This is a genomic window from bacterium, from assembly GCA_020444065.1.
GTDB lineage: Bacteria > Sumerlaeota > Sumerlaeia > SLMS01 > JAHLLQ01 > JAHLLQ01.
Genome location: JAHLLQ010000001.1, coordinates 974575 through 995513, shown reverse-complemented (window position 1 = coordinate 995513; position 20939 = coordinate 974575). Strand labels below are relative to the sequence as shown.

The 20939-nt window shown below is 60.0% G+C and carries 18 protein-coding genes and 1 tRNA gene; 15 read left to right on the top strand and 4 right to left on the bottom strand.

The genetic code is table 11. The annotated features are described in order from the left end of the window. Positions 1–41: 41 nt before the first annotated feature. Both KQI84_03555 and KQI84_03550 read left to right on the top strand, forming a co-directional pair. Positions 42–1097: a hypothetical protein gene (locus KQI84_03555; GenBank protein ID MCB2153934.1), complete on the top strand. Its 1056-nt coding sequence runs from the start codon at positions 42–44 to the stop codon at positions 1095–1097. Between the two features lie 6 nt (positions 1098–1103). Further along, positions 1104–2321 carry a GrpB family protein gene (locus tag KQI84_03550; GenBank protein MCB2153933.1) on the top strand — a complete coding sequence of 406 codons (1218 nt, stop codon included), beginning with the start codon at positions 1104–1106 and terminating at the stop codon, positions 2319–2321. An 81-nt stretch (positions 2322–2402) separates the two neighbouring features. Here KQI84_03550 and KQI84_03545 read toward each other — a convergent pair whose 3' ends face one another. From KQI84_03545 to KQI84_03530, 4 genes are all read right to left on the bottom strand, one after another. Then, complete coding sequence (locus KQI84_03545) at positions 2403–4430, bottom strand: peptidyl-prolyl cis-trans isomerase (protein MCB2153932.1); 2028 nt, start codon at positions 4428–4430, stop codon at positions 2403–2405. A gap of 154 nt (positions 4431–4584) precedes the next feature. Further along, positions 4585–5334, bottom strand: coding sequence for a TrkA family potassium uptake protein (locus KQI84_03540; protein ID MCB2153931.1), 750 nt, complete (start codon positions 5332–5334; stop codon positions 4585–4587). Between the two features lie 4 nt (positions 5335–5338). Then, entirely contained in the window at positions 5339–6694 is a 1356-nt protein-coding gene (locus KQI84_03535) for a TrkH family potassium uptake protein (GenBank protein ID MCB2153930.1), read from the bottom strand. A gap of 200 nt (positions 6695–6894) precedes the next feature. Continuing rightward, positions 6895–7248 (bottom strand): hypothetical protein, encoded by a 354-nt coding sequence (locus tag KQI84_03530; GenBank protein MCB2153929.1) that lies wholly within the window; start codon positions 7246–7248, stop codon positions 6895–6897. A 118-nt stretch (positions 7249–7366) separates the two neighbouring features. Between KQI84_03530 and KQI84_03525 the strand changes: the two genes are divergently transcribed. The 13 genes from KQI84_03525 to KQI84_03465 all read left to right on the top strand — a co-directional run bounded on the left by KQI84_03525 (position 7367) and on the right by KQI84_03465 (position 20817). Then, a complete protein-coding gene (locus KQI84_03525) occupies positions 7367–7585 on the top strand; it encodes a hypothetical protein (protein MCB2153928.1) in 219 nt (72 codons plus the stop codon). A gap of 321 nt (positions 7586–7906) precedes the next feature. After that, on the top strand, positions 7907–9208 hold the full coding sequence (locus KQI84_03520) for a 4Fe-4S dicluster domain-containing protein (protein MCB2153927.1): 1302 nt from the start codon (positions 7907–7909) through the stop codon (positions 9206–9208). Between the two features lie 18 nt (positions 9209–9226). After that, on the top strand, positions 9227–9784 hold the full coding sequence (locus KQI84_03515; protein MCB2153926.1) for a BMC domain-containing protein: 558 nt from the start codon (positions 9227–9229) through the stop codon (positions 9782–9784). Positions 9785–10116: 332 nt separating this feature from the next. Next, a complete protein-coding gene (locus KQI84_03510; protein ID MCB2153925.1) occupies positions 10117–10824 on the top strand; it encodes a hypothetical protein in 708 nt (235 codons plus the stop codon). Positions 10825–10832: 8 nt separating this feature from the next. Then, positions 10833–11501, top strand: a complete 669-nt coding sequence (locus KQI84_03505) for a YggS family pyridoxal phosphate-dependent enzyme (protein MCB2153924.1) — start codon at positions 10833–10835, stop codon at positions 11499–11501. 230 nt (positions 11502–11731) lie between these two features. Continuing rightward, complete coding sequence (locus KQI84_03500) at positions 11732–13630, top strand: DUF4954 family protein (protein ID MCB2153923.1); 1899 nt, start codon at positions 11732–11734, stop codon at positions 13628–13630. A 108-nt stretch (positions 13631–13738) separates the two neighbouring features. Then, entirely contained in the window at positions 13739–15166 is a 1428-nt protein-coding gene (locus KQI84_03495) for an RsmB/NOP family class I SAM-dependent RNA methyltransferase (GenBank protein MCB2153922.1), read from the top strand. Positions 15167–15171: 5 nt separating this feature from the next. Next, positions 15172–15831: a phosphoribosylanthranilate isomerase gene (locus KQI84_03490; GenBank protein MCB2153921.1), complete on the top strand. Its 660-nt coding sequence runs from the start codon at positions 15172–15174 to the stop codon at positions 15829–15831. A gap of 37 nt (positions 15832–15868) precedes the next feature. Beyond that, positions 15869–15958: transfer RNA gene (locus tag KQI84_03485), tRNA-Ser, on the top strand. A gap of 143 nt (positions 15959–16101) precedes the next feature. Beyond that, a complete protein-coding gene (locus KQI84_03480; protein MCB2153920.1) occupies positions 16102–17133 on the top strand; it encodes a hypothetical protein in 1032 nt (343 codons plus the stop codon). 49 nt (positions 17134–17182) lie between these two features. Continuing rightward, positions 17183–18301: a cysteine desulfurase gene (locus KQI84_03475; GenBank protein ID MCB2153919.1), complete on the top strand. Its 1119-nt coding sequence runs from the start codon at positions 17183–17185 to the stop codon at positions 18299–18301. An 18-nt stretch (positions 18302–18319) separates the two neighbouring features. After that, the gene (locus KQI84_03470) at positions 18320–18766 is read left to right on the top strand and encodes a hypothetical protein (protein ID MCB2153918.1); all 447 of its coding nucleotides are present in this window, start codon (positions 18320–18322) and stop codon (positions 18764–18766) included. A 347-nt stretch (positions 18767–19113) separates the two neighbouring features. Beyond that, a complete protein-coding gene (locus tag KQI84_03465) occupies positions 19114–20817 on the top strand; it encodes a hypothetical protein (GenBank protein MCB2153917.1) in 1704 nt (567 codons plus the stop codon). The last annotated feature ends 122 nt before the right edge of the window (positions 20818–20939 follow it).

The window sequence follows — 20939 nt, the reverse complement described above, 5'->3', positions numbered from 1 at the left end:
CTCATTTTGACCCGGAATATGATGCCCTCCTGGAGAGAGCATTGCGCCGTCGATCGTTGGGGCGAATCCTGCATGGATTGTCCCTCTTCGCAGCTTTCACAACCGCTGGGATGATCATACTGCGGTTCCCGGAGGCCTTCTCGCGGCATAGGGATATCCTCGGCTATGTGGCCGGCCTGTTGTTCTGCATACCAATCATCTTCTGGATTCGCGCGCGACTCTTCCGCTCGACCATTCGTCATGTCATTTGCCATGCCGCGCGTGGAGAGGGAGAGGGCAATGGCTTGTTCCAGCTATTGGTGGAAGGGAGAGAGGATGATGACGTTCCCATCGCTTCCCCAACTCAGATCTGGCTCAACACAATCGCTCCCTGTCTCAGGGATACCTGCTTGAACAGTGCGCTGACGAAGTGGCTGTGGAAGCAGCCGACACCCGTGGACTTCCATGGCTTCCTGCAGCGCGTTCACGATGCGTATGAGAAGACACATCCGATCAGGCACATTTGCTGGCCATCATCGAATGGGCTGCCGACTGTTTTCTTCGTTCGAGAGAACATGCTCCACGATGCCTCGTCGCTTCCTACAGAAGTCTACCGCTGGCGCAGTCTTCTTTCGCCGCCTGGTGGGGCGGAGGGCGATGCGGACACAATGCTCCTCGACCTGTCGGGGATCGATGAAGAGAGAAGCCGGGGCGAGTGGGAGGACTGGTGGCGTCAGTACAGAGAAGTTGTAGAGCGGAAAGGGCTGTCCGTCTATCCTTCTCGGCGGAGACAAGTGGAAGCCATGAAGGAAGCGGCCTGTGACCTCGGGATCGAAAGCAAGTGGCCGGCGATCGTTCCATTGCGGCACTATGCTGGCGATGCGCTCGTGAACGAGACGCTTCTTACTATTCCAGAGGCACTCGAGTTTCGCGATGATGCTCTCCTGCGATTTGACATTTGCCCTTGGCCCCTGCGTTCGTGCCGTGGAGAGGGGCACGCGAGCCTGAATGACGATTCGGGTTCGTACCAACCCCTTTCGATCGCGTATGAACCGGGAAAGTACCTACGAATTTGCGCCACCGGCGCGCCGTACAAAGAAGCGCCCACGGAGAGCTAAGAAGCCATGCCACCCTTCAGCAGTCGCGACCTTCGGGAATTCCTTGCCGCCGATGAGCAACTTGCCGCGTTGCGCGTGGAAGTGGCCCCTCACTTGGCGGGGGATGCCGGGCACGACCTGGCTCATGCGGAACGCGTTGCTGTCTGGACGATTCGCCTGGGCGGGGGAGAGATCGATCGACGCGAGGCCGTCGCGGCGGCGCTCTGCCATGACCTCGTGCAAGTGCCGAAGAACTCGCCGCAGCGCGCCCAGGCCAGCACACTCTCCGCAGACGAGACTCGCCGCCTGCTGCCGCGATTCGGATTCAGCGAGGACGCTGTCGAGCGCATTGCCGACGCCGTGCGCGACCACAGCTTCAGCCGTGGGGCAGTTCCTTCAGCCCCTCTTGGGCGCGCCTTGCAGGATGCCGACCGCCTGGAAGCGCTCGGGACGATTGGCATCATGCGATGTATTGCCACCGGCGTGAAAATGGGGACGGAGTTCTTTGATGGCGCGGATCCTTGGGCACGCAGTCGCGAGCGGGATGACAAACAGTTCTCGATCGACCACTTCTTCACGAAGCTCCTACGACTTCCCGCAACGATGCAGACCGAGGCAGGGCGCGAGGAAGCGCAGCGGCGAGCCCGGTCGCTGATTCGATTCCTCGAAGACCTTGCGCGCGAACTCAGCGCCCCGATGCCAATCCTTATCGTCGACTACGATCCGGAGTGGCCGCTGCGCTTCGCCTATCTCAAAGCGCTGCTGCAGCCCGCAATGCCCGAGGGCGTGCGCTCCATCGAGCATGTCGGCAGCACGTCGATTCCCGGGCTGGCGGCAAAGCCAGTGATTGATGTCGATATTGTCGTCGAGTCCGAAGGCGTTCTTTCCGATGTGCGCGACGCACTCGAAGGGCTTGGCTACGAGCATCGCGGCGACTTGGGTATTCCGGGGCGGATCGCCTATCGCGAGCCGGCCGATATCGGTTTTCGCCACAATCTGTACGTCTGCGTGCATGACAGCGAAGCGCTCGAAAACCACCTGCGACTCAGGCGCTTCCTGCTTGCAAACCCAGATTCGGTTCAAGAGTACGCCGAGCTTAAACGGAGGCTAGCTTACGAGGAATCGCTTGGAATTTCCGACTACTGCGAGGCCAAGTCGGACTTCATTGCCGATTGCCTGCTGAACAGCGGAATGGATGCGGCAGCGGTCGAGGCGATCCGAAACGCCAATCGCGCGGACAAGTAACAAGATATTCATCGCCACAAAGAAATCGGGCCCGGCGAACCGGGCCCGAATCGTTTGGCATCGTCATGTTCTGCCGAGCGATTACATCTGCTCGTTCGTGAACATCTCCTCGTTGAACTTCGGCTTCATGGTCTTCAGCGCATCCTTGCGGAATTCATCCACGAACGTGCGCTCCTTCATGCTGCGCAGTCCGGATTCCAACTGACGCATATCCTGCAGGAAGACCTTCTTGTCCGGCGGGTTCTTCTCGGTCAGTTCAAAGACGACCGCGGCGTTGACGAAGTCGCCGGAGCCACTCTTTACGACCCGTGGCTCGCCGACCTTTGCGCGCAGCGATTCATTCGCGAACTCGGAAGCACCGCGAAGTTCGCCCGGAGCATTCGCACGCGTGAACGCGTCGCCTGCTGCAACGTATTCGGCACCGAGCTGCTCGGCCACCTTCTCCATGTCCTGACCCGATTCGACACGCTCGCGGATTTGTTCCGCGATTTCCGTCGCCTGCTCCGCCGCAACTTCCCGCTTCAGGGCGCGCGTGACCTGGTCCCGAACCTCGTCCAGAGTCTGCTGGCGTTCCGGGAGGATCTTAGCGATTTCCATGACCACAACAGCATCCATGTCAGAGCGCAGAGCAGGGCTCATCTCGCCGAGGTCCAGACGGCTCAGCGCCATCTCATTCTGACGGAAGCTGCCTACACCGCGAATCGAGGTGCTGGTGGAGATCGTTGGGCTGGTCTCCTGAACGTCCATATTCAGTTCGCGAGCAACGCCTTCCAGCGTCGTGCGCGTCGCGACCAGTTCACGCATTTCCAGCTCGATTTCGTCGGCTTCCTTTGAACGAGCTTCCTGCTGCTCGCGGATCTTGCTCTGGCGCAACTGACGTTCGATCCGAGGACGTGCTTCCTCGAATGGAATCTTTGTGGACTCCGCCACGTCTTCAACCTCCGCCAACAGGAAGGACTCCTGGTCGGGTCCTTCAACCACGTCGGTCAACTCGCCTGCGGGCGTTGTGGTGACGGCATCAACCCAGGCCTGTCCGTAGATGGCTGCCCAGGTTTCCGGCTGATTGGTCCGAACCCGTGTCGCCAGCAGACCGCCGCGCATCGTTGCCGTCGTTCCCTCGTCAAAGCGGATGTTTGCCGGATCGTCGCTGAACTCATTGGCCAGTTCTTCGAAGCTCTCGCCGTTGGCGATGCGCTCGCGAATCTGTTCCAACTCGCCCTTCACATCGTCGGCATTCTCACCCTCATCCACGGTCAACATGATGTTGCGGACCTGCCGACGCTCGCCGGTGGCATACTGCGGCTGCCTCTCGGGATCCATCGTATCGTAGATGACTTTGCTTTCGGACTCCGGGATATCCATCATGAAATCGAGCGGTGCGGGCTCGCGCTTGATGTAGCGGTAGATGCGCTTCTCAGGCTCGATGTAGTTGTCCAGGTGATCGTTGTAGTACTCGGCCACCTCGGCGTCGGTCACCTCGATAGAGTCCAGCAGATCGGACGTCTTCAAGACGGCGTATTCGGCCTTCAGCTCTTCGTTCTGCAGCAGGTACTCCTGCCAAAGCTCAAGCAGGGAAACGCGCGCGACGGAACCCACCAACTGTTGCGTCCGGGAGTTCTGCAGATCGAACAGGCTTTGCGCGATCAACTGCTTCTTCGAGATGCGCCGTTGCTGCAAGTAGAGCGGGAGTGTCTGATCGGTCAGTCCCATATTCGACAGATACCGGCTGACCTGCTCCATCGAAACCGCGATTCCCCACTCCTCGCCGAGCTGCTGCATCGCAGCCGCGCTCACCGCGTAGTCGGCGATCTCTTTGTTGGTTAAGGCACTGCTGATCTGAGTCCGTTGGGCGTTGGTGGCATTCTGGCCCAGGAACATCGAATAGTAGTAGGACAGAGAGTCCCGCGCGCTCTTCATGTCCTCGCGCGTGATCTCCTGTTTCCCATGATTCGTCTGGATCTCGACGAACGTATTGCCCAGTTGGGGCTGATTGCCGGATCTGCCCGAGCCCGAGAATCCATAGAATAGCACGAAGGAAGGAATCGTGAGGATCAGAATCGCCCACAGAATCTTCTTCATGACATACCGGCTGCGGAGTTTCTGCATCATAACGGCAAAGGTCTCCAGAAAAGGCGCCCCTCAGCGCCCAAGGAATATGACAAAGCAGCGGCCGCCGGATACCCGGCAGCCGGGAAAGCGTGGGATGCTAGTCCCTAGCCGTTGCAAGTGGTCAACGAAAAGAACGCCTGATTGGCCAGAAAGCCTACTTCTCTGCCTCCGGAGCTCCGTTCTTCTCCTCTTCCCGCGGCTGAATGGTCTCCGGATTCATCGGTTTCTGTCCGAACTCGTCGACGAACTCACTGAGATGTTCCGACTTACCCAGCAGCACCAGCACGTCCCCTGATCGCAGCGCTTCCATCGGATTCGGGGCGACTTCGATTGAGATGCGTTCAGCGAAGGTCCCCGTGCTGCGCTTGATAGCAATCACGTTAACGCCGAATTTTTTTCGTAAGTTCAGCTCAATCAATGAGTTGCCCTCGAAAGACGCGGGGCAATGCACCTCGATGATGCCGACATCCGGGCCGAGCGGAATCTGCTCTGCCAGGTCCGGCATCGTCAGGTTGCGGGCCAGCCGCTGGGCCATGTCGCGTTCGGGGAAGACCACGTGGGTGGCACCGATGGACTCGATGGCGCTCGATTCCTGGGTAGAGTCCACGACGGCGATGATCTCCTTGAATCCATGACTTTTGAACAGGTGTGTAGCCAGCACCGTCACGTCGAAGCGGCGGCGAACCGCAATGATGGCGGCGTCCGCATCGAAGGCACCGGCGGCTTTGATCGAGTCCTCATCCAGCACATTGGCGCAGTAGGCCTTCGTGACGAACTCGGCGACTCGCTCGACTTCGCGCTCGTCCACGTCGATTGCGAGCACCTTCGCCCCGGCCTCGTACAGCGCCTTGGCCGTTTGGCCTCCGAATGTTCCCATGCCAACGATTGTAAATGTCCGTTTCATTCGCCTATCCTACCATCAGGTTTTCTTCCGGCATTGTGTAGTTCAGCCGCTTGCGACGACCCACCAGCGAGATCGCAATCATCAGCGGCCCCAGGCGGCCGATGAACATGCACGCGATGATGATCAGCTTGCCCAGGCTCGACAATTTCGCCGTCACGCCCAGTGACAATCCCACCGTGCCCATAGCCGACACGACCTCGAAGAGATGCTCCAGGAACTGGCCGCGCACTTCGGCGTGCGGGCGCAGGCCGTACTCGGCACTCTGCAGCAGAATCGTCGCCACGACAATGGCCGCTATATAGCCGGCGGTCACGGCGAGCGCCTTGGCCACCAATTCCGCGGGGATGCTACGATCCAGGATCTCCACCTTCGGCCGATTCCGCGACCGGGAACTGATGATCGAGGTCAGAATCGCTGCCGTCGTCGTCTTCAGACCGCCGCCGGTGGATCCCGGCGAGGCTCCGATAATCATCAGGATCATCAGCACCAACAGGGTCGGATTCGCCAGGTCCGACATTGCCACCGTGTTGAATCCGGCCGTTCGCGCAGTTACGGACAGGAACAGCGAGCTCTGGAACCACTCCCAGATCGAGTTGCCCGACCCCGGGTTGCGCATCTCCAGAATCGCCAGGATCCCCCAGCCGCCAACCACCAGGATCGTCGTCGCGCGCAGGACCGCCCGTGTGTGCAGCGACAGCTTGACGCGTCGCTTCCGGCGCTGTCGGACCCAGTACGATAGGTCCGCAAACACGATGAACCCCAGGCCGCCCAGGACGATCAGCGCCATCACCGCTACGTTCACGACGAAGTCGTCGCGGTATCCTTCCAGGCTGTTGGAGAACAGACTGAAACCCGCGTTACAGAATGCCGAAACGGAGTGGAAAATGCCCAGCCACAGTGCCTGGCCGAACGGATAGTCGAAGGCGAACCGGATCGTCAGGATCAGCGCGCCGACGGCTTCGCTGGCGAACGTGTAAACCACGATGCGGCGCAGCAGGTGCTGGGGCTCGATATGCGCCAGGCCGCCGTGCGTTTCGGCGATCATCTCGCGTGCTCCCAGACCAATTCGCGAGCGGCGGCTGAGCAGGAAGAAGTTCGACAGCGTCAGGATCCCCAGGCCCCCGAGCTGGATCAGGACCAGGATGATCAGTTGCCCGATGAACGTAAACTCGGTTGCCGTATCCCGGACGATCAGCCCTGTTACGCAGACAGCCGACGTTGCCGTGAACAGCGCTTCCACCGGTTTCAGGGCGCCGGCCTCGCTCGCCATTCCAAACGGCAACATCAACGCAATCGCCCCCACCACGATCAACGCGGCGAACGAGAGAACGAGCAATCTGGGGAGCTTTGCCTGATTCACGACCAGTTTCCTGGCAAGATCGGCTCCAATCGACGGTGTCGCAGAGCCAGCAAGACCTGTCCGCCATCACCCCCCAGAGCGGCAAGGGGTTAGTACGCGGAATCCCATTGCCCATGCCCAGCCACTCACCTATGAACGGATGAAGATCGGGAGGGCCGCAACGCGCCCTCAATCTTGTTCATCTTGTCAATCCTGTCAGTTTACTCATAGGACTCATGTACTACGCCGACCTCAGCAGGTACTCCTATTCCCTTTTTATTCGGATGCGCTACTTTGGTCGCAAACTGCGGAATGTTGGCTGGCTGGATCACGCGCACTCTATCCCTCAAGCAATCCCAGATGGAGAGTTGGTCCGCGCGCTGGCGGTGCTGGCCCGTTCGCCGGTGCATAGGACCCGTGGATGGCACCAATGCCCATTCTGCAGTGAATACCCAGTCAATAACCCGCTCCCTGGAGGCGACCTTCACCTCGGCTCCTGCGAGATCGTGGTGAAGGGCAAGCATCGAACGATATACGTGTGCCCGAACCTGATCCTGCACTACGTTGCGATTCATCACTACGATCCTCCGGCGGAGTTCAAGAGGGCGGCGTTGAAGGAAGCCCAACGACCTACTGGCTAAGCGCTTTGCCACCTGAATCTCCGTGTCCCATCCTCAGCGAAGAGGACCTTCCATGAAGCATGTATCCTTTCATCGGCCGGATTTGCTGGACGGCTTGAACGTTTGCCTGATCTTGGTGTGTCTGTTGCCAGTCGCTTTGATCCTTCAGTTCCTGCCGGATCTGGGAGCATCGGCGATCTTCTCTCTCGTCTGCTGGCACGCCGGATTGCTGGTAGCGCTGGCCTTCAGCTCTTTTCGACTCCGGCTCGATCGGGCAGGTGGGACCGTGTAGTTCCTCGTCGCAATCCTCATCCTCGCGGGGGCGGTCACCGCGTATTGGTTGCTGCTCGCCGGCGGGATTGCCCAGGGGACAGGCAGCTTGAGAGTGCTGATCGCGGTCGGCGCAGTTGCCCTGGTCGACGTTGGATGCATGGGGCACATCAACTGGCACATCCGAGCCGTGCTCGAATCCGAGGCCAAGGATCCGAAGTAATCACATGGGCCTCGGCACGCTACGACGCCCGCCCACTTTGTTCTTGTCTTCCCGTCTGCCGGCCGTCCACCATCGTGGACTTGTGCAAGGCGTCTTTCCAGCCCGGAGGTTTGCCGTTCGATGTCATCCGATCTGATCAAAAACGCTCGCCAGTGGGGGATTGTCGGCGCCGGCGGTGCCGGATTTCCCATGTACGTCAAGCTCGGCGGCTCGGTCTCGACATTCATCATCAACGCCGCCGAATGCGAACCGCTCCTCCATAAGGATAAGGAGATGATGCGGGCGTTCGCCGACGAGATGATGGAAGGCGCGCGGATGATCATGCGCCAGATCGGCGCCAAGGAAGGCATCATCGGCATCAAGGCGAAGTACACGCAGGTCATCGAGATTCTCGAGAAGCTGCTCTCCGACAACATCCGGATTCATCCGCTGAAGGACTATTACCCGACCGGCGACGAGTTCATCCTCGTCTATGAAGCGACCGGCAAAGTCATTCCGCCGGGCGGATTACCGAAGGATGTCGACTGCGCCGTCCAGAATGTCGAGACGGTGATCAACCTGGCGCGCGCGAAGCCCGTGACGCGCAAGTACCTGAGCGTTGTCGGCGCCGTGCATCATCCGGTCACGATCGCTGCGCCCCTGGGCACACCGTTCCGCGACTGCATCGCGATGGCCGGCGGGGCAAAGGTCGACGACTTCGGCGTTCTGAGCGGCGGCTGCATGATGGGCAAGCGCGTCAAATCGCTGGACGAGCCGGTGACGCGCACAACCGGCGCGTTGATCGTCCTGCCTTCGGATCACGATCTGCTGAACGTTTACGATCGGCCGAAGCAGGCGCGCGATCGCATCGGAAGGTCGGCCTGCGACCAGTGCTCGTTCTGTACGGAATTCTGCCCGCGGTATTTGCTTGGGCATCCGATCGAGCCGCACAAGGCGATGCGTTCGCTGGGTTTCGTGCACGACCGCCAGGCGCAGGTCATCGGCACGACCTACTGCTGCGAGTGCAACCTGTGTACGCTGATGGCGTGTCCGGAAAGCCTCGATCCGCGCGATGCCTGCGTCGGTGGCAAGGCCGAGGTGAAGGCCAATGGCTGGAAATGGAACGGCATGCCGCGCCCTGTGCATCCGGTCTTCGACGGGCGCCACGTGCCGGTCAAACGCCTGATGTCTCGCCTGAATCTGAACCAGTTTGAAAATGTCGGTCCGCTTCTTCCGGACATGCCTGAATCGCCGCGCCTGACCATTATGCTGAGCCAGCACATTGGCGCACCTGCCGTTCCGATCGTGAAGGCCGGCGCGTCGGTCAAGGAAGGCGACATCATCGCCAACGTCGGCGAGAAGGACCTCGGCGTGCCGATCCACGCCAGCGCCGCCGGCCGCGTGGCCGAAATCACCCAAGACGCCATCGTCATCGAACGCTAGGGAAGGATCCCCTGACCCATGGAAATGAACTCGATCGGACTCGTGGAATGCTCCAGCATCGCGCTGGGATACGTCGTCCAGGACGCCATGCTGAAGGCCGCGGATGTGCAATTGATCCTTGCGCGAACGATCTGCAGCGGCAAGTACCTCGTCGTTGTCGGCGGCAACGTGGCGGACACGGCAGCCTCGACTGAGGCCGGCGCCGCGGAGGCTCGCGAGGGCCTCATCGAGTCGCGCCACATTCCGCGAATTCACCAGGACATTTTCCCGGCGATCGGTTGCTCTGTCGTTGTCGAGCCCCACGAAGCGAAGGCTCTCGGGCTCGTCGAGACGTTCTCCGCGACGTCGATCATCGACTGCGCGGACGCCGCGGCCAAGGCCGCCGATGTGAAGCTTTTCCGCGTGCACCTCGCGATGGCGATCGGTGGTAAGGGCTTCTTCGTGGTCACCGGCGATGTTGCGGCCGTTGAAGCCTCCGTCGCCGCCGGCCGTTCCCGCGCCGCCGAAGACGGCATCCTCGTCGCCAGCGTCGTCATCCCCGGCCCGAGCAAGGAGCTGTTCCACGAGTTTATCTGAGTGGAAGTGTGTTATCCGCAGATTGCGCAGATTACGCAGATTGGAGAGACCAGGCAGAAGAAATCTGCGAAATCCTGTAATCTGTGGATGATTGGCCTCGCCCCACAGCTATCATCCGCTTTCGCCTTGGGTTGACGTTCTCTCCCCCATGTGTGATACTCACCTTGAACATGCCGATCCCGGGCGGGGATTCGATGTTGCCTTGAGGCGTGGAGTGAGGAGCCGAATTGGGCTCGACAGGTGTTCGGGGGCATCAATAACATTCCGCTTTGGGTTTGGGCTCGTCTCTTCAAGGGGTTGAGGGGAGCAAATCAGTTGGGAGGCACCGGATCGTGCCAGACGAAAAAAAAGTGACCAATGAAGAGCCGGATCAGAGCTCTCCGGAGAAGTTCGAGATCCGCATCGAGTCCTCGGGCCCCGTGGACTGGGGCAGCGCCCTGAAGGAACTCGAAGAGTGGGATAAGAAGATTCCGGCCGCGAAGACCGCTCCGGCAAAACCGGAGGCCGCTTCCGCTGCGCCCAAGCCGCCCGCTGAGCCGAAGAAGGAAGAGTACAAGGCCGTGCCGGCCGAGGAGGCTCCCGCGGCAGAGGCGAAGGAGCCGGAAACCGCGGAGGAATCCGCCCCCGAGCCGGAGGAAGACGAGGCGACCCGCAAGCGCCGCGAGGGCATGAAGCGGTACGAGGAGCTTTGCAAGACTCCCTCGATGAAGATCGAGAGCGAGGATCTGAAGATCATCAACGAGCTCTCCGAAATCCTCAGTTCCGTAAACACAGCCGTCAATCAGCTGAAGCGCTTTGAAGAGAAGCACCCCTATCTGATCGCGCCGAACGTCTTCCGCGTCTGGGAGGACAACCTGAAGGAGACGGCAACGATTATGTTCCGCGAGTTCCACAACCTCCGGAATGGCAAGAAGAAGAAGGTCTACGACAAGCGCTACGTCTGCAACGAATGCCATTCCGTCTTCATGATGCCGCTGCCCGAGGGCATCTGCGATGAATGCCGGAGCCGCAAGGCCGCCGAAGGGGCTGCGCCGTACTGATGGTTGATATGAAGTCCAATCTTGCGGGCGTTCAGGCTCGCATCGAAACGGCTTGCCGCAAGGCAGGCCGTTCTCCGTCAGAGGTGACTCTCGTCGCCGTCTCGAAGACGCGTCCGGTGGAGCAGACGCGCGAACTGTACGATCTCGGCATCCGCCAGTTCGGCGAATCGCGCGTCCAGGAAGCTCGCGACAAGATCCCGGGTTTTCCTGACGATATTGTCTGGCATCTGATCGGGCGCCTCCAGACCAACAAGGCGAAGTACCTTCCCGAAATCGTTCAATGGGTCCATTCCATCGATCGACTCTCTGTGGCAGAGGCGCTGGAAAAGGCCTACGAAAAGGCCGACAAGGTCGTGCATGGCCTCGTCCAGGTAAGCCTGGCGGGGGAGGAGCAGAAGGCCGGCGTCGAACCAAAGGATGCAGAGGCATTGGTGCGCGCTGTCGAATCCATGCCGCACATCAAGCTGGAGGGCTTGATGACGATCGGGCCGTTTGTGGACGATCCGGAGGAAGTCCGTCCCGTTTTTCGTCGGATGGCGGAACTGGCGGCGAGGCTTCGCGAATCGACCGGACTCGGCCTTCCACACCTTTCAATGGGAATGACGAACGATTTCGAAGTTGCCATTGAAGAAGGCGCTACGCTTGTTCGCGTTGGGACGGCATTGTACGCGGACTGATGTTCTTTTTCCTCCGATAGTGATCTCCATTATCGCCATTGTCGGGCTTTTTCCTCAAACTTTTCCGCCCCCGCCCCAAGGGTTTCCTTGCTCCTCTTAGGCTTTTGTCTTAGTAATAACCCAAAGCGTTACGGGTCGGGAACGGACACGCGCGGGATGACTCGGTTGGGGGAGTGACCGCCGCAGCGTTCGAGACTTGGGCCCCATCTGTTCGGTGTACGGAGACGATCATGCTCGCTGTCATTGAGAAACTCGCCGAAAGAGAATCCTTCCTGGATGCCGAAACCTGTCACAAGGACGGCGCGAAATACCCTGATCTGTTCGATGAGTGGCCGACTCCCTTGGATGATGGCCAGATCGCGCAACTGAAGTCGCAGGGCAATTTCTGCCGCGACTGGTCGAAGGTCAAGATCTCCAAGTCCGGCGATTTGTCCAACATCCGCAATGTGTCGTTTCACGGCCATTGCCTGATCGGAAATCTGTCGGGTCCGTCCATCCCATTGATGCCCGGGGCCTCCATGGAGCCGGGACTCGAAGATTGCTCGGTCGAGGATGTCCTGATTGGCGACGGCTGCGCGATTCGCAACGTCACGATGATGTCGCGGGTTGATGTGCTGCGCGGCGCGCTGGTTTATGGCTGCGGTCTGATCGCGGGTGGCGACTTGAATTGCATGGGATTGGATCGCGAGATTGTCTTCGCGCCCGGCAGCGGCGGCCGCCAGTTGCCCGTGTTCCCCGAGATGACAACCGACGCGCTGGAGTGGCTGGCCGTCCGGATGGGCGACAAGGACGTGCAGAAGAAGTACCGCGACATCTGCGCGAAGTATCGCAAGCGTCGCAGTCGCAACACGGTTCTGATCTCTCGTCACGCGCGCCTGTTCGGGGTCAAACACGTCCTGCGAAGCGCCATCGGGCCGTACGCGTTCCTTCTGGATGCCGGCGGAATCGAAGACTGCATTATCACGTCCTCTCACGAGGCGCCCACGAATATCGGCACCGGTGTGATTCTGAAGCAAGTCACCACACAGGATGGCGTCACGATCGAAAGCGGCGCGCATTGCGTGAATTGTCACTTTGCGGAGTTCAGTTGGGCGAAGGAATCCGCGCGCGTTTCGAGCTCCATCATCGGCCCGAACAGCGGCGTTTCCGGCGGCGAGTGCCGGAGCTCCTTCGTCGGGCCTTTCGTCGCCTTCCATCACCAATCGCTGCTGATCGCCACTTTCTGGCCGGGCGGCCGAGGCAACGTCAGCTATGGCGCCAATGTCGGCTCGAACCATAGCGGCAAGGCGCCGGACCAGGAGCATTGGGCGGGCGAGGGCGTGTTCTACGGCCTGGGCGCGTCGATCAAGTTCCCGGCGAATTACACCGAGGCGCCGTATTCGTTGATCGCCAGTGGTGTGACGACACTGCCGCAGCGCGTGCAGTATCCCTTCTCGCTGATCAACACGCCAACATTGAATTCGCCGCAGCTTTCTCCGGCCTTCAACGAGATCATGCCTGGTTGGGTGTTGAACAACAGCATGTACGGGTTGTTGCGCAACATGTCGAAATTCCGCGACCGCGATCGGGCGCGCTGGGTGAAGCTGGAAACCCGCGCCCTGCGCCCGGATATGTTGCCGGCAATCGTCGAGGCGCTGGAACGTCTGCGCAATCCAGGTGATGAGCCCGAGGGCGTTCTTTCCACGGGCGAGACCTTCTACACAGAGAAGCAGATCCCTGGTCTTGGGAAGAACTTCTTGCGTGAATCGAGTCGTCAGCAGGGCATTTTCGCCTATGAGTTTGCGGTGAAGCTGATCATCGCGTTGAATGTCTTCAACAAGTGGCAACAACTGATCGGCGACAAGGACGATGTTTTCTGCAGCGATGAACTGGACGCTCTGCCTCACAGCATTTGGCGCAAGATCGACAATTTCGCCGCTGGCAAGACGTGGGGAGATGCACTGAAGGCGTCCTTCCCAATCTATGAACACGCTGTGAAGCTGGCCCGGAATTGCCGCAAGACCGACACGAACCGCGGCCAGCGCATTATCCCGGATTACCTGGCCGTTCACGGGACCATTGATGATGATGCCTTCGTCAAGCGCCTCGAAGACGCATTGAAGGAGATTCACGACGTCATCTCGCGTTGAAGAGCAGGGGAACAGATTGATTGCGTCCCCCCCTTCCCATGAAGTGTCTTTCCGCCGGGGCCCGAAGATGGGCCCCGGCGTTTCATTCCAAGACCGTAGAGTATTCCCGTGCAACGTTCCGCTCTGATCGACATGACGGCCGAGCTTCTCGGCAACTTCCGGACGTCTGGCCTGCCTGCAGACCGGGCCCTGTCGCAATTCTTCGCCCAGAAGAAATTCCTGGGTTCCAAGGAGCGGAGATTCGTCGGCGATGTCTTCTATCACGCCATTCGGCACCTTCGCCGAATCGACGAAGCCATCTATGCCGGCCTGGAGCACATCGCGCGACATTTCGAAAAGGAAGTCTCCCGGACGGTCGGCTTCCCGATCACGGTGTCTCCGAATCACTTGGTCTGGGCGAATCCGAAGCAGGATCCGAAACGTCGTCGTCGCACTGCCGACAACTGGATCGATCGCGTTCGCACGACGCTGGCGGCGCATGAAGTCGAGCCCGGTGCGTTGCGTGAAGAGAAGCCGCGTCTGATCGACGCCTGGCCGCTCGAGAAGCCGAACCTTCCGACAGAGTGGATCGACGGAACGATCGATCGCATCGGCGAGTTGTTCGGCAAGTTCGGTCGCGAATCGAAGCCGATCGATCTGGCGCGCAAGCACTCGATCCCGGAGTGGTTGTGGGCTCTGCTTGGCTTCGGACTTCCGACGCGCGAGTACGATGCCGCCGCCGCGGCATTGAACGAGAATGCTCCAACAACGATCCGCATCAATACGCTGAAGACCGACATGGACGCATTCGAAGCCGCTTTGGCCGAGGTGGAACTCACGGCCCGTCGGGGCGAACTGGCGCAGAATGCATTCGTCTTCGATTCGCGCCTCGCGCGCGGTGCATTGCCCGGAACGAAGGATGGTTGGTACGAATTCCAGGATGAAGGCTCGCAGCGTGTCGGCGAACTCATCGCGCCGCAGGCCGGCTCGACCGTCATCGACGCGTGTGCCGGTGCCGGCGGCAAGACATTGCATTTCGCTGCGTTGATGCAAAACCAGGGACGCATTCGCGCCTACGAACCCTCCGAAGGGCGTCGCTCGAATCTTCTTCAGCGCGCCGCAGATGCGGGCGTCAGCATCGTAGAGTTGATCGAAAATGAACCTTCATCTGACGCGCCTGCGCAGGATGAACTGGCGGATCTTGTGCTGTTGGATGTTCCATGTTCGGGAATGGGAACGCTTCGTCGCAGTCCGGAACTCAAGTGGCGCACGCTTCACGATGTGTTGCAGCAGCGCGTGCAATTGCAGTCGAAACTGCTCGCCCAATGGAGCCCGTTCGTCAAAGTCGGCGGACGCCTCGCGTACGTTACGTGCAGTTTGTTGCATGATGAAAACGGTGGACGAGTCGATGACTTCCTGGCCGCGCACCCGAACTTCCAGCGCGTCGATCTCGGCCTTCCGAAAGATCAACGCACGCGCGCCGGCGACATGCAGCTTTATCCGCATCGCCATGGAACGGATGGTTTTTTCCTCTCAGTCCTGACAAGGCGGAGCTGATTCGCATGACGCCGATTCGCGTCAAGAGCTGCTGCATCATGTCGGTCGAAGAGGCTCGCCTCGCGATCGATGCGGGCGCATCGGCGCTTGGACTCGTTTCCGCGATGCCGAGTGGCCCCGGCGTGATCGACGAATCGACAATCTCCGCCATTGCGCGAATGACTCCTCCCGGCGTCACATCGTTCTTGCTGACAAGCCTGACATCCGGTGACGAACTCATTGCGCAGCAACGCCGTTGTTGCGCCGGCGCGCTGCAGCTTTGTCGACGGATCGATCCGGCGCATTATGCCGTGTTGCGTGAGGAATTGCCTGGCATTCGACTCGTGCAGGTTCTGCACGTCGAATCTGAGCAATCCTTGCGCGACGCGGAAGCAATCGCACCGCACGTCGACGCGTTGCTTCTCGACACGGGGACGCCCTCGGCGACCACCCCGGAACTCGGCGGAACCGGTCGCGTTCACGACTGGACGATCAGCGCGCGAATCCGTGAGTCGGTGGACTGTCCCGTGTATCTGGCGGGCGGCCTGAATCAGGAAAACGTGGCCGAGGCCATCTCGATCGTTCGCCCGTTCGGAGTCGACGTATGCAGCGGTGTACGGACCTCCGGCCGGCTTGATCCCGAGAAACTCCGAGCATTTCTCGCCGCGGCGGCTCAATTGGCTTGATCGCCGCGGGCGTTGTTGGCTACGACTTCCCCTCCGCGGAGGCGTGGCCGAGTGGTTGAAGGCAGTCGCCTTGAAAGCGACCGTGCCCGAGAGGGTACCGGGGGTTCGAATCCCTCCGCCTCCGCCATCGATTTCCCTCCTCATCGAGGAGGGCTCTTTTTTTGGCGAGGCCCGATTTTGAAGGCTTTTCCACGCAAACCGAATAATGTGATCATGGGTTATCGGGGAAGATGACTGACCAGAAGGTTCAGATACCGATGGAGGCGTACTATGTTCAAATGCTGCCGCTGCTGTGATTCCAGCCGAACCCTTGGCTGGCTTATCGCCGTTATTGTCGTTCTGCTGTTTGCGTCCGGGTGTTCAAGCAGTGTGACCACTAAGGGTTTCCCCGATCGGCCGATTCCCAATGATGATGGCAAGGTTCCCCTGTCCGTCTGGCAGGACATCGCGCCCGATGAAGACGGCGATTTTCCGCGCCAGGAGAAGGAGATCCTCTGGCTTCTGCCGGATAACCTCTACAACAAAACCAAGGTTTTCAAGTCCGCCGATGAGCTTGAAATCACATCGTTCGGCTACAATGGGCTTGGACTTCCGTTCCTCCTGCTTCCCATCAGAGCAAGCCACACGCAGACGATCTACACACCTGATTCCGCCTCACCCGAGGCGAAGCAGAAGGTGTACTGGTCGCCCTTCTGGGCTGGAGCGAGTCACGAGAATTGGCCGGATGACCGCACAAAGGTTGAGGCCTGCGGCATTCCGCTGTTCTTCGGCAAGATCAAGGGAACAGCCCCAACCGACGTGGACGAGAAGGCCGATTTCGGATTCTGGCAAGTTCTGTGGAGTCTTGGTCCCGCTTACCTGACATTCGATGTGAGGGACACCGACATCATCGATGATGAAGAAGTTCCGGACCAGGTGAAGGGGTACATGGGCGCCCCCCTCGCGCTCGGCGGCATGATCGGGACAGTCCTTTGGTTCGATCTCGGTGTCGACGTCGAGGACAGCGACGACTCCGTTTCGGTCGGCCTTCACGGTCCGCTCTTCGGTTCTCTCGGCTTGATCAACGTGCATGTCTTGGAGCGGGATGAAGGCGACGAGGCCCGCATTCGTTTGCTGCTGTCGGGAATTCTGTGGACGGATCTGGCAGAGCGCGAAGACGGAGCGAAGCACTGGACGGATTCGCGCCACGGTCCACTGTGGGGTATCGTTGGCTGGGGCCGCAAGAACGGCAAAGCGAACGTCCGCCTCCTTTGGGTTCCGATCACATTGCCCTTCCAGGGCGACGGAGATTCGAGCGACTGACAACAAAGCGCCTTGCGCGGCGCGCCATTGGCCTGAGAAAAGGTCTGTTATGGCAACCGCACGCGCATACTTCGATTACGCGGCCACCACGCCGATGGATCCGCGAGTTTCCGAGGGCCTCTGCACCGATCTGGCAGAGGCCCTCAATCCGTCCAGCATTCACCAATCCGGCCAGCGCGCGCGGCGTCTGCTTGAAGATGCGCGAGAGCGGCTTGGCTCTCTCATCGGCGCCAATCCCGGCGATATCATCTTCACATCCGGAGCAACGGAAGCCGCGAACCTCGCGTTGCGCGGATTCGTCGATTCGACGGATCGGCCGCCGCGAGTTGCCTCCTCTGCGATCGAACACTCCTGCGTGCGCGATACCGTGCAGACGCTCGCTGAAGCTGGCCGTGCGGAAGTCATCGAACTGTCGGTGCAATCGGACGGGCGAGTTGACTTACCCGATGCCCCTGTCGACCTGCTGTGCCTGATGCACTCGAACAACGAGACAGGCGTTGTTCAGGATGTTCAAATGGCGCAGCAGTGGCGCAGATCAACCGGCGCAGTCTGGCTGTGCGATGCCTCACAGAGCCTCGGCAAGCTGCCGATCTACTGCGAGGAGCTCGGCGCCGACCTTGTGGTCTTCTCGTCTCACAAAATATATGGACCCCCGGGAGCCGGGTGCCTGGTCGGGCCCCTGGTACATCGGCTCGTCTCCCAATTGACCGGTGGGCCGCATGAGCACGAACGCCGCGCCGGGACCCCGCCGGTGGCGCTGATTCGAGCATTCGTTCACGCAGCCGAACTGGCGGTGGGGGAGCAGCAGGAGCGTGCAGAGAGGCTGCGCGAGCTGGAGACACGCCTGTTGGAGAGACTTTCCGCTCGCGGAGTGGCCTTCCTTCGAAATGGAGAGGGCGAATGTCTGCCGGGGTTTCTGAACCTCTCCTTCGCTGGATTCGAGGGGACCGATCTGACGATCGCGCTCGATCAGCGCGGGATCGACGTTTCGCCCGGATCAGCCTGTTCCACGGGCGTCGTTTCCGTTTCGCCGGTACTGGAAGCAATGTTTCCGCTCGACAGTGAGCGTGCCGCCGCCGGATTACGCATTACAATGGGGCACAAAACCTCGGAAGCTGAAGTGGACCGGCTTGCCGATGCGCTCCGCGACCTTGTTGTGCCGACCTGAGATAGAGGAGTCCGCCACATGAGCGCATCCATAGTCTTCATGGGAATTAACATCGGCTCCCCCCTGTATCTGGCGATCGTCTGGGGGCTTTCTGCGGTTCTTGTGGCCATTGGCTGCCTGATTTTCCGCAAGAACATCCGGGTCAAAGGATTCATGTCCTGGATCGTGCTGCTGGCGCTGGCCGGGGTGGGAGGACTTGTGACGATGCCGCTGATCGACCTGATGAACATCGGGATCTGGTACGCCATTCCCTACTTCGCGATCTCCACCATCATCTCGATCCCCTGGATTCACTTCGGAATCACCAAGATCGCCCCTGATCTGAATATCGACGTCTTTGCGGCCAGTTTGATGTTGGGGCTCCTCGTTGGGATTGCCGTTGTGGTTGCGGGATATTCGGCCGGTGAGGTTCTGGAACTGGGGCCGATCGATCTCTTCAACTGGGGTGGAATTCCGCAGGATTGAAGCGGAATTCCGCCGCTATCCATAGCTTTGTCCTGAACAGGCGTTTTTCTGTTTGCTTTGAACTTGACGCCAGCCCCGTTTTTACCCATCAATTGAATCACAGAAGGAAATGCCAAGAAGTGTGGAAAACTGTTGAGGGAGGGACGCTTCTTGCGTTAGTAAACCCCTAAAAGGGCGTGGTTCTATATGAACCGCGTATTGTCTTGTTTCGGATTGACGGCTATTCGCCGTTGGGCGAGGCTGGGGACGTGAGAGCGTACACAGAAGCAGGACGTTCAATTTCAGTGGTTTCAAACAGGGTCGGATCTCGGCTCTGACTCGAAACATCGACTCAGTTCGAGGAGAAAATGATGACAGGATCGGCTCGCAAGATCACCAAGCTACTGGCCCAGGCGGGCGTCGTAGCTTTGGCCGTCAGCTCGATGGCCTCCGCGCAAAGTTTCTCATTCGGTACGACGTCCATGTCCGGCGCGCCGGGCGAGACCGTCAATATCCCCATCTACCTGGATGCAGCCGGCGACGTGGCGGGCGCCAATTTCACCGTCCGCGTGTCCCAGGCCGACGATGACAAGCTGGATATTCTGGGCTCGACCAGTTCCTCCGGCCTTGCCTCAGGAAACTTCGTTTATGCCAATAACGCCCTGAGCCGTTCGGGCGCCACCGGTGGTGCGATCACCGGCGACGTCGTCGAGCACCGCGGCGTGTTGTATTCCAGCGTCTCTCCGGCGGAGACTTTTAACGCCGCTTCGCAGACACAGATCGCAACAATACAGGCGACCATCGATCCAAGCGCGACCGGTTCGGTCACGCTGGAATTGGTTTCCGCGATCGACAACAACACCGGCCTCCTTGGCATCTCTGACGCCAGCGGCAATTCGGTTGTCCCCGGTGGCCAGACGCGCCCGGGCGGTGCAACCCTGATTCTGGACATCACTTCCAGCGGATTCCCGATCAGCACCGACTTCCAGACGACCGGTGCCGATCCGAACTGGACCTACGAGGCTATTCTTCCCGTCGGTGGCAGCCTGCCGGTTGGTACTGCCGTGGCCGGTGAAGGTGCGAAGATCGAAGGCCAAGTGATGGACTCCTTCGGCTTCTGGTACGGGCACAAGGACAACCCCGCTACCGTCTGGCGTACGCCGAACACCGGCATGATCTACGTCACCGACTTCAAGATGAAGTCCGACGCGACCGGCTTCAATGTCCCCCCCATTCGTATTCGTACGGACTCCGGCGACAGCTTCTACGCCTCCTACGCTCTGTTCCAGGATCTGCCCGGTAACGGTGCCGATGGCGTTCAGGTCGTTCCGGAATCCACCCCGAAGACGATGCGTCTGCTCAACCACGTGCAGGCCACGAACAACAACGGCGTCGGCCCCGACGGCTTCAACGTCGCCGCCGACCTGTTCCTGTTCCTGCTTGGTGCGCCGAATGAAGGCATCTACCTGCAGAACCTGAATGAGAATGTCGTCGATCCGGCCACGCTGACGGGTGAGACGGTCATCTACGATCACACCTTCACCGGTGCGGACGTTGACGTGTTCCAGCACGAGGCCGATAACCTGACGGGCAAGCAGGTCACCTACTCGAACGCCGACGGCCTGGGCATCCAGACCGGCGGTACCTACGAGTCCGGCACGGGCATCTTCTCCTACGGCTCCTGGTTCTCGACATTTGGCCAGCTTTCCAGCCAGGGTCTCGTCGCCAACCAGAGCAAGTGGTACAAGATCGAAGCCACGGTGACCAGCGATGCGACCGCTGCTGCCCGCACACCGGTTATCCGTCTCCGTCTCGCCACCGAGAATCTCGAGTGGATGTATTACTTCACGATGACGGCGGCCGCCGGCGATGCGACCGACGCGGCTTACAATGCCTCCGGCGCAAAGACCTACACGAGTTGGGCAGCCACGCCGCCCGAGGTCGACACCCTGCCGATGGCGATCGCCTTCGAAATGTACGACATCTATGCAAACGTTCCGGACGAGAACCCCACGGTTCGCCTGAAGACCCTCAAGATCACCCAGTACGACTCTCCGTTGGCTCTTCCGTGATCAAACCGAGCCGATCCGGAATGCCTGCGGGCCGGGGATTTCCCCGGCCCGCTCTTTTTTTGTCCCCCGCCGATAGAAGCACCGAATAGGGTTCAAGTGGACTTGCGCCCGGCCGTTCGTTT